The sequence below is a fragment of the Limnospira sp. PMC 1279.21 genome (assembly GCF_032349615.1).
Classification (GTDB): domain Bacteria; phylum Cyanobacteriota; class Cyanobacteriia; order Cyanobacteriales; family Microcoleaceae; genus Limnospira; species Limnospira fusiformis.
Genome location: NZ_JARPLU010000325.1, coordinates 1 through 2,459 on the forward strand (window position 1 = coordinate 1; position 2,459 = coordinate 2,459).

Genomic DNA, 2,459 nt, shown 5'->3' on the forward strand with positions numbered 1-2,459 from the left:
CATAATTCCCACAAGTCAGCTTGATAAACCCGCCCCCAGGGTGCTAGATCCGCCATCGGGAAAAACCAGCCAACTATATACACCCGCCCCAGGGTGCGTAGGGGCGGGTTCCGCAGTCAGCCATAATTCCCACAAGTCAGCTTGATAAACCCGCCCCCAGGGTGCTAGATCCGCCACGGGAAAAACCAGCCAACTACCTACACCCGCCCCCACGCCATAAAACACACCGGGATATTACACCCGCCCCTACCCCATCAATTCCCAACATAACTCCCGAAAGCGATCGCCACTGATTAAACTGATTAATGTTTATTTTTTCAAAAAAAAAAAAATAGCCCAGCCCGTCACCGCTCCAGGGGGTTGACAAGCCGAGCGAATGGGGATATGATAGAGTCATATCCTAAATAATGGGAGGCATGACTTAAATAAAAAAATCACGAATATCCCATTATTCAATATAGTAGCAGAAGCGCCGCCCAAAAGCAAGGGTTTCCCAAAAAAAAGTGGCGCGGGGGCGCCCAGATAATTTTTTTTTATTTTTCGGGATAAAATTAGTTGTAGGGGCGGGTTCCGCAGTCAGCCATAATTCCCACAAGTCAGCTTGATAAACCCGCCCCCAGGGTGCGCGATCGGCCACGGGAAAAACCAGCCAACTATATACACCCGCCCCTAGCGATAAAACACACCGGGAACTATATACACCCGCCCCTAGGGTTCTGCATTGTAGTGTTACCTGGGTTCAAATTGAATTTGGGCTGTTAGACATCCTTGGGAAACAACAACTAAAATTTGGATGGTATCCAGACCGAAGCCTGCCATTTTGGTGGAATACGCCACCCGGAGCAGAATGGCGAGGTTATTGCTCTATCCTTAAATTTGACGACTAACTAACATAGACTAACCCCCAACCAAGAAGCGATCGCTCAAGAGGTAAGCGATCGACCCTTAAACTCAAAAACCGCCCCGGTGCATTTCTTTTGTAAAGTGCAACTACTTGCAGTTATTTTGGTTCGCTAGGTAGCTATCAGCGAACTCAGTTAAAACCCTCCGCAGTTCTCGCTTAGGTATAACCGCAAGTTTGTCTTTTAAATCCTGGGCTACTCTAATGCCAAACAGTATATTCGCGGGTTGAGATCCTTCCTGTTTCAGCTTACTTGGATTCTTGTCTGTGAAAAAGTTGGGATTGCCAACTCGATCATAAACGCCTCTTCTGCCTCTTTTCATTTTTTTACCCTCTGTAAAGTTTTGTAAACAATTGCACGTTTTCGGTACTATTGTGTATAATCTTATCAGAGGGATAAGGAAAGAGCCGTTGCAGCGGCTCTGACCCATCAAATCTCTCAAAACGGTTAAGAACCAATTAACTCATCAGTTGAGGATTCTATATGCATACTACCACACAGAGCAAATCTTTGGCAAGTATCTTGTACAGCAAAGCCGCCGTCGCGCGGATTTGTGGTTGCTCTCACCAAATTATTGCCAGGGTTGAAATTTGGTGGAAAGTAATTTTTGTTGTTTTCAAAAAGGGTCACGGGTTGAGACCCAAGTTTGTCAGTAAAAAATCTTTTCATCAAAACTTCCAAACCTTCAGGAAACGCAACACCGGGAAGCTAGAAATATACCCCCACAATCAACCCTATAAATTTGCTGTTGTTAATCCCCAAGGAGACACCTATGAAGTGTCCATCGAAGAAGAGGAAATAACTTGCACTTGCCAGGATTTTGATTTCCAGAGTAAAAACCGTGATGTACTTACCCTAGAAACCGGAACGCGCTGGATTCCCAAGTGTAAGCATATTCACAAAGTATTAGAACTTGGCGATAGGGAGGAGCTTAGAGATTTGATCAACTCTGAAGGGGGTGTTGAGTTTGACGCAGACGACAACTGGTTAATCAGTGATGATTGGGTCAGTGATTATGAATACTCCCAAGTGCCACCCAACTGGTAATTTTCGGTAACTTCCAGGAATCGGTGATTAATCCCTCCCTTCACCCAACCTCGCCAACACAACGACTAAGGAATCCATCATGACCACCACTATCTATAAAAAACTGTTAACTGTCCGAGCCTCAATCTCCGATCTAAACAGAAGCGGGTACAACAAATTTAAGCAGTTTCATTGCTCGACTAATGTTTATTTTTTCAAAAAAAAAAATAGCCCAGCCCGTCACCGCTCCAGGGGGTTGACAAGCCGAGCGAATGGGGATATGATAGAGTCATATCCTAAATAATGGGAGGCATGACTTAAATAAAAAAATCACGAATATCCCATTATTCAATATAGTAGCAGAAGCGCCGCCCAAAAGCAAGGGTTTCCCAAAAAAAAGTGGCGCGGGGGCGCCCAGATAATTTTTTTTTATTTTTCGGGATAAAATTAGTTGTAGGGGCGGGTTCCGCAGTCAGCCATAATTCCCACAAGTCAGCTTGATAAACCCGCCCCTGCGGGTTCCGCAGTCAT

Annotated in this window: 1 protein-coding gene; it reads left to right on the forward strand. The window is 45.2% G+C overall.

All coding sequences use genetic code 11. From position 1 onward, the window contains the following. Window positions 1-1,385: 1,385 nt before the first annotated feature. On the forward strand, window positions 1,386-1,949 hold the full coding sequence (locus tag P5683_RS24140) for a hypothetical protein (RefSeq protein WP_006623502.1): 564 nt from the start codon (window positions 1,386-1,388) through the stop codon (window positions 1,947-1,949). The last annotated feature ends 510 nt before the right edge of the window (window positions 1,950-2,459 follow it).